This is a genomic window from Pandoraea sp. E26, assembly GCF_000681415.1.
GTDB lineage: Bacteria > Pseudomonadota > Gammaproteobacteria > Burkholderiales > Burkholderiaceae > Pandoraea > Pandoraea pnomenusa.
The window spans coordinates 181,360-188,252 of sequence record NZ_AYXJ01000032.1 but is presented as its reverse complement, the minus strand read 5'-3'; the positions used below and the strand labels follow the sequence as shown (position 1 = coordinate 188,252).

Genomic DNA, 6,893 nt, shown 5'->3' with positions numbered 1-6,893 from the left:
GTGGCAGGTGTCGCACCTCCCCCGCCGTGCGGCGTGGCACCGCCCGCCGCAGTGGTCGCAAGCGTCGTCGTGGCCTGACGCCACGTCCGGCGCGTCGGGTGCTCGCCACCCGACACAACACCTTTTCATTCGAAGTTCGATTCCGGCCCGCTGCCCCGCGTGTCGCCAACGTTTGGTTCGTCTCGCGATGACGTGTCGTCGCCCGACGACGATGGCGTCGTGCGTCAGGCGTCGTGCGTAGCGCGCCGGACATCCTGACAGGGGAAGATCGATGCAATCCGCAGGTCTCGCATGGCGCCGTCACGGCGCCACGCTCTTGTTCGTTCTGCTATGGAGTGGCGGCGCACTCGCCGCCAAATGGGGGCTGACGCACGCGTCGGCATTCGCGTTCCTCGTCATCCGGCTCGGCGTCGCGCTCGCGGCACTCACGCTTGTTGCCTTCGCCCGGCGCCAGTGGTGGCCGGCGGTGGGCAGCCGCTGGCAGGTTGCCGGAACGGGCGTGCTGCTCATCGGGGGTTATCAGGCCGCGTATTTGCTGGCGCTGGCACACGGCATCACCCCGGGCGCGTTGGCAACAGTGCTGGGCGTACAGCCGATTCTCACGCTCGTGGCGCTGGAGCGTGCGCACGGCGCGCGACGACTGACCGGCCTCGCCGTGGCCCTTGCCGGCCTGGCGCTGGTCGTGGCGCAAAGCCTCATGTCGGCGCGACTGTCAGTGGCGGGCTCGGCGTGGGCACTCGCGGCGCTTGCCTGCATGACGCTCGGCACGCTCGCGCAAAAAGGCTCGCGCCAGACACCCCTCGACGTGCTGCCGCTGCAATACGCGGTCGGGCTCGCAATGGCACTGCTCGTCGCCCCCACGCAACCGTGGCACGTCGACGGCACCTGGGGCTTCTGGCTGCCACTGCTCTATATGGGACTCGTGATCTCGGTGGGCGCCACGCTGCTGCTCTATCGCATGATCGCGTCGGGCAATCTCGTCACCGTGACCAGCCTGTTCTATCTCGTCCCCGTGGTGACCGCGCTGCTCGACTGGGCCATCTTCGGTCACCGCCCCACGGCACTCGCCGTGGCCGGCACCGCAGCAATTCTGCTGGGGCTCCGGTTGGCGTTGCGCTGAGCCCTCTGCGTCAGACGCACCAGGCCCACGGCGTCGAACTGACGCGTCGGCTATGATTGTCTGGTCCAGGGTGACAATGACATGCCAAAACTTGTCGTTGTCACCCGAATCTTTCTTACGATGGGAATCTTGCCGATGGATCTGCTCGACGACATGCGCATTTTCGTGACAGCCGTGGACGCCATGAGCTTTACCGGGGCGGCAACGCGTCTGGGGCTGTCAAAGCAGTTCGTGAGCCGCCGGATCTCGTCGCTCGAACAGGCGCTCGGCGTGCGACTACTGTTACGCACGACCCGACGGCTCGCCGTGACCGATCTCGGACGCATCTACTACGAGCGCGCGCGGCGCATTCTCGACGACGTGGAGGCCGCCAACCTTGCCGTGAGCAGCCAGGGCGAGCGCCCGCGCGGGAATCTGCGAGTCTCGGCGCCGATGTCGTTCGGCACAATGTTCCTGAATTCGGTCATTCCGTCGTTTCTGACGACGTATCCGGACGTCACGATCGAGCTCGAACTCAATGACCGGACGGTCGACATCATCGCCGAAGGCTATGACGTGGCCGTGCGCATCGGCGCGTTGGCCGATTCGTCGTTGATCGGGCGCACCATCGCGCCCATGCGCATGGTGACTTGCGCGAGTCCGCGCTACCTGGAGGCCCATGGCACGCCGCAGACGCCCGAGGACCTGCGTGAGCACGCCCTGCTGCCCTACGGCCATAGCCAGCGTGTGAGCTGGAACTTCCAGCGCGACGGGCGTCCGGTCGACATCCCGGTCAGCGGGCGGTTGCGGGTCAACAACGGCGAGCTCGCACGCGACGCCGCGGTCGCCGGGCTCGGCTTGACCTGGCTGCCGGTGTTCATCGTCGCGCCGGCTTTACTGAGCGGCCAGCTGGTGACGGTGCTCGACGACTTCGCACCCACGGCGTCGGCCATTCACGTCGTCTACCCGCAGCATCGTCAGGCATCGCTGGTGATTCGCGCCTTTTCCGACTTTTTGGCATCGGCGTGCAATACGGCGGGCATGCAGTGGTGATAAGGCGCTACCACCGTGCGGAAATGGTCGGAATTGCGGGGGAATCGGCCGTCAGACTTGACCACCCATAGGCCGGACGGGGATACTTGACAGGTTAAAAACCCAGCTTTTTCACGCCGATGACCACGATTCTGCAACACATTCCCACGGGACAACGGGTCGGCATCGCCTTTTCGGGCGGTCTCGACACCAGCGCTGCGCTGCTTTGGATGCGCAAGAAGGGCGCGATTCCCTACGCTTATACGGCCAATCTGGGTCAGCCGGACGAACCCGACTACGACGATATCCCGCGCCGCGCCATGGCTTACGGCGCCGAAAACGCCCGCCTCGTGGACTGCCGTGCGCAGCTCGTGGCCGAAGGCATTGCCGCCCTGCAATCGGGCGCGTTCCACATCTCCACCGCCGGTGTCACGTACTTCAACACCACGCCGATCGGCCGCGCCGTCACGGGCACGATGCTCGTGGCAGCAATGAAGGAAGATGGCGTCAATATCTGGGGCGATGGGAGCACGTTCAAGGGCAATGACATCGAGCGCTTCTACCGCTACGGTCTCTTGACCAATCCGGGCCTGCAGATCTACAAGCCGTGGCTGGACCAGACGTTCATCGACGAACTCGGCGGCCGCAAGGAAATGTCGGAATTCCTGATCGCCAACGGCTTCGATTACAAGATGTCGGTCGAGAAGGCGTATTCGACCGACTCGAACATGCTGGGTGCCACGCACGAGGCGAAGGACCTGGAGCATCTCAATTCGGGCATCAAGATCGTGCAGCCGATCATGGGCGTGCCGTTCTGGCGCGACGACTGCGCGATCAAGGCCGAGGAAGTCACCGTGCGCTTCGAGGAAGGCCAGCCGGTGGCGCTCAACGGCAAGACGTTCGCCAATGCCGTCGAACTGTTCGAGGAAGCCAACCGTATCGGCGGTCGTCACGGCCTCGGCATGAGTGACCAGATCGAGAACCGCATCATCGAAGCCAAGAGCCGCGGCATCTACGAAGCCCCGGGCCTCGCGCTGCTGTTCATCGCTTATGAGCGTCTGGTCACCGGCATCCACAACGAAGACACCATCGAGCAGTACCGCGAAAACGGTCGCCGCCTGGGCCGCCTGCTGTACCAGGGCCGTTGGTTCGACCCGCAGGCGATCATGCTGCGCGAGACGGCGCAGCGCTGGGTGGCGCGCGCCGTGACCGGCGAGGTGACCATCGAACTGCGCCGCGGCAACGACTACTCGCTGCTCAACACCACGTCGCCGAACCTCACGTACAAGCCGGAACGCCTGACGATGGAAAAGGGCGACTCGGTCTTCACGCCGCTCGATCGTATCGGTCAGCTCACGATGCGCACGCTCGACATCGTCGACACCCGCGAGAAGCTGATGACCTACGCCAAGGCCGGCCTGCTCACCGCCTCGAGCGACGACGCGCTACCGCAGCTCGACAGCAAGAAGGACTAAGCCACACGCGCACGCGCCGCCCCATCGGGCGGTGCGGTTGTGTCGCCTGCCACAACGGGCGGCGCGCCCCGCAAGGAGCGCGCCGCCTTTGTTTTTGGCCTGTCACGAATCACGCGCTAAGATAGCGAAAAAATAGGCCATATCCCAAAATTCTCCCGCACTCGGGGTGCGCGCGACATTGGCGCATGCGATGGAGTCCTAGCGTTGGTACGTCTGATACTGCTGCTGCTCGGCGTGAACTATTTGCGCCGCCGCGCGCGTGCACTGATCTGGATCGGTGCGATTTTCTTTGCATTCGGGCTCGCGCTGATCGTCGATGCGCTGGACGGCGTGGTCCATTTCCCGCTGAAGGTCTTTGCCTGGCTGCTGCTGCTCGAGGGGCTGGCCACGCTCGCCATCGTCGGCATCGGTGTGGGGGGACAACGCATCGTACGTGCGCTCAAGGGCGGGGCGTTCACCCTGGCCGCCCTGCTCGTGCTCTTCTTCGACCAGCGCAACGGCAACTTCTGGCTGTCGATGCTGTTCGGCACCCTCTTTCTCGCCGACGGGTTGCTGCAATGCGTGGCCGCCTACGTGGTGCGCTACCCTCGCTGGGCGTGGGCGATGGCGGGCGGGCTGCTCGAAATCGCCGTGGCGATCTTCTTCTATCAACCGTACCCAACGCACTACAAAGGCACGCTGCCGTACGCCATCGGCCTGGGGCTCGCCTTCACCGGCTGGAATGTGATGGTGCTCGCCATGCGCGCGCGGCGCATGCGTCGCGACTTCCGCGTGGAGGACATCCTGGCGGCGCCGGAAGACAAGCGGGGGTTGTGGGAAGACGCCGGGCGCACACCGCGCTGGGAGGGCCCACCGAGCGAAGCCGAGCCGGCGCTGACGGTGCACGTATGGACACCTTCCGGGTCGGCCAAGGCGCCGGCACGGCGTCATCCGGTGATCGATCGTTACATCGCCGCGGTCGACAAGAATGGCGTGATCTCGACCGGGCACGCCGCGCTCGAGAGCCACGAAGGCGTGTACGTGAGCCTTTATCCGGCGCAGGAAATCGACCGCTCGCCCGACCAGTTCGGACAGCTTCTTCGCGCCACGCGGGAGAACGACGTGCCCGGCACGTTCCAGCCGGATTACGCCACGGAGTCGAAGGCGTGGTGTCCGTCGACGGTCAAGGTGCGAATCCGCAACTACAGTCCGGAGCAACTGGGCGCTTTTTGGCAGACGTACCGGCAGAACGCCACGTATAACCTGACGCACCGCAATTGCTCGAGCAGCGTTGCCGCGGCCCTCGAAGCCGCGATCGAAGGCCGGGTGGGTCAATTGCGAAACGGACGGGACGCCGGCTGGTGGACGTTCGTGCGACTGTGGCTCACGCCCGAGTTGTGGGTTGCCGCGCAGTTGCGCAAGCGCGCCATGACGATGGCATGGACCCCCGGCCTGGTGCTCGACTACGCCCGTGCCGTGAGCATGCTCGTCGACCCTCGACCGTTCGGCTGGATCACGATGTCCTCGCTTGCACTGCGTCGCATGCGGCGCTCGCGCCGCGCCTGGCGCGAGGCCGCGGAACAGGCCGCCGCCGCGCAGGCCCGGGGCAATCAAGCCTCGCATGGCTAGCGCCGCGCACCGAGGATCGTCGGCGCCGGGCACCCCATTGGCATCCGACGCACAAGACATCGGGAAGCAGACGGTGTAACGTCGTCGGTAGGGGCCAGGGCCAGGGCAACGGCAGCAGGCAATCGGGATGGCGTGGGAGCGCCGCCCGCAGCGAGCTTCATCCGCAACCCGATATGAGGACAGTTCGACATGTTCAACCGCCTGTGGCGCTTCGCCAGTGCCGCCCTGTTTGCCAGTCTGGTCATCGGACGCACCGCCCACGCGGTCTCCCCGGAAGACGCCCCGGCCACCATCCCCCATGGGGCGATGGTCGACCAGCAACCGCTCGACGCCGACCACGGACTCCCGGAAGCCGGCGAGCAGTTCCGCATTCGCTACAGCTCCATCGACGGCGTCGGCGGTATCGAAGCACGCGAGGATACCGGCGCGGTGTTTCTGCCAAAGGGGCCCACGCCGCCTGGCGGATGGCCGGTCGTCGTCTGGGCACACGGCACCGTGGGCATTGCGAGCGCCTGTGCGCCGTCGCTCAACGTTCGCTCCCAACGCGACATCCAGTATCTGGGAACCTGGCTGTCGCTGGGGTTCGCCGTCGTGGCGCCGGACTACGCCGGCCTGGGTTCGCGCGGATTGCATCACTACCTGAATTCGCGGGCGCAAGCATACAGTGTGCTCGACAGCCTGCTCGCCGCGCGCAGCGCTTTCCCGCTGCAGAATCGCGTCGTATTGGTGGGGCAGTCGCAGGGCGCGCACGCCGCGTTCGCCGCCGCGGGTTTTCAGCCGCAATATGCGCCTGACGTCAAAGTCATCGCCACGGTGCTCACCGGCACGCCGTACTTCAATGCGAAAACCTCGGCCGCACAATTGTTCGCGAGCCAGCCGGACCCGGGGGCGCCCGATCCGAAGATTCCCTACGCGATGTACCTGTTCCTCTCTGCGGCGGATCGCGACCCGTCACTGCAGGCGTCGAAGTTCTTTTCGCCGCAGGCGCTGCCCGTACTGGGCGAAGCCCGTGCGCTGTGCATCGGCGAGCTGACCGACCACGCCACCGCCGCGGGCCTCAATGCCGGCAACAGCCTGCAACCGGACATCCAGAAGCTCCTGCATGCACAGACACCGTCGCTGCGTTACCCGACGCTGCGCGTCGGGCATCCGGTCTTCATCGGCATGGGAACGCGGGACATCGACGTGCCGGTCATCATGCAGCAAGCCTTCGCGCGCGACGTCGCCAGCGCGGGAACGCACGTGGTGACGCGCGTCTATGACGGGCTCGACCACGACGCGACCGTCAATCCGTCACTGCGCGACTCCGTCCCGTTCGTTTATCGGCAGATGCCGAAGTCGACCGCGCGTGCGAGCGCACAATAATTAGAGGGATGTTTCGAGATTAGGGATGGAGCGGCATCAGAACGCACATCCCGAAAGATGCGATAACCCTTTGATAGAGATCGTTTTATTTTTCGTTGCACACAAGCAACACCAAAATGATTACGTAAAAATACATATGGTGCGACGCAACACGACGACCTATACTGAACTCGTCTCCTCCATGTCTCCTCCTGATATGGATTAAGCCCGCAAACACGCGGGCTTTCTTTTTTTCCGCAGCCTGAAAAGCACGTCGGCAGCACGTTGCGCGTCGTCGGGCCGTTGCCGTCGGCCGTTTGCCACCGGGTCCGTTC

The 6,893-nt window shown here is 65.1% G+C and carries 5 protein-coding genes; all 5 read left to right on the top strand.

Features of this window, described 5'->3' with window-relative positions; genetic code table 11:
- Nucleotides 1-271 precede the first annotated feature (271 nt).
- The 5 genes from W930_RS0120975 (at nt 272) to W930_RS0120955 (ending at nt 6,579) form a co-directional block, all read left to right on the top strand.
- The gene (locus W930_RS0120975) at nt 272-1,120 is read left to right on the top strand and encodes a DMT family transporter (RefSeq protein WP_023597961.1); all 849 of its coding nucleotides are present in this window, start codon (nt 272-274) and stop codon (nt 1,118-1,120) included.
- A gap of 120 nt (nt 1,121-1,240) precedes the next feature.
- Nucleotides 1,241-2,152: a LysR substrate-binding domain-containing protein gene (locus W930_RS0120970; protein WP_369798686.1), complete on the top strand. Its 912-nt coding sequence runs from the start codon at nt 1,241-1,243 to the stop codon at nt 2,150-2,152.
- Nucleotides 2,153-2,271: 119 nt separating this feature from the next.
- Nucleotides 2,272-3,606 carry an argininosuccinate synthase gene (gene argG, locus W930_RS0120965; RefSeq protein ID WP_023597963.1) on the top strand — a complete coding sequence of 445 codons (1,335 nt, stop codon included), beginning with the start codon at nt 2,272-2,274 and terminating at the stop codon, nt 3,604-3,606.
- 204 nt (nt 3,607-3,810) lie between these two features.
- Nucleotides 3,811-5,214 (top strand): HdeD family acid-resistance protein, encoded by a 1,404-nt coding sequence (locus W930_RS0120960; protein ID WP_023872862.1) that lies wholly within the window; start codon nt 3,811-3,813, stop codon nt 5,212-5,214.
- A 189-nt stretch (nt 5,215-5,403) separates the two neighbouring features.
- Entirely contained in the window at nt 5,404-6,579 is a 1,176-nt protein-coding gene (locus W930_RS0120955) for an alpha/beta fold hydrolase (protein WP_023597965.1), read from the top strand.
- The last annotated feature ends 314 nt before the right edge of the window (nt 6,580-6,893 follow it).

Bases quoted from the DNA above. Each gene is read 5' to 3' on its own strand.
- W930_RS0120975 (WP_023597961.1), top strand. From the start codon at position 272: ATGCAATCCGCAGGTCTCGCATGGCGCCGTCACGGCGCCACGCTCTTG.
- W930_RS0120970 (WP_369798686.1), top strand. From the start codon at position 1,241: ATGGGAATCTTGCCGATGGATCTGCTCGACGACATGCGCATTTTCGTG.
- argG (WP_023597963.1), top strand. From the start codon at position 2,272: ATGACCACGATTCTGCAACACATTCCCACGGGACAACGGGTCGGCATC.
- W930_RS0120955 (WP_023597965.1), top strand. From the start codon at position 5,404: ATGTTCAACCGCCTGTGGCGCTTCGCCAGTGCCGCCCTGTTTGCCAGT.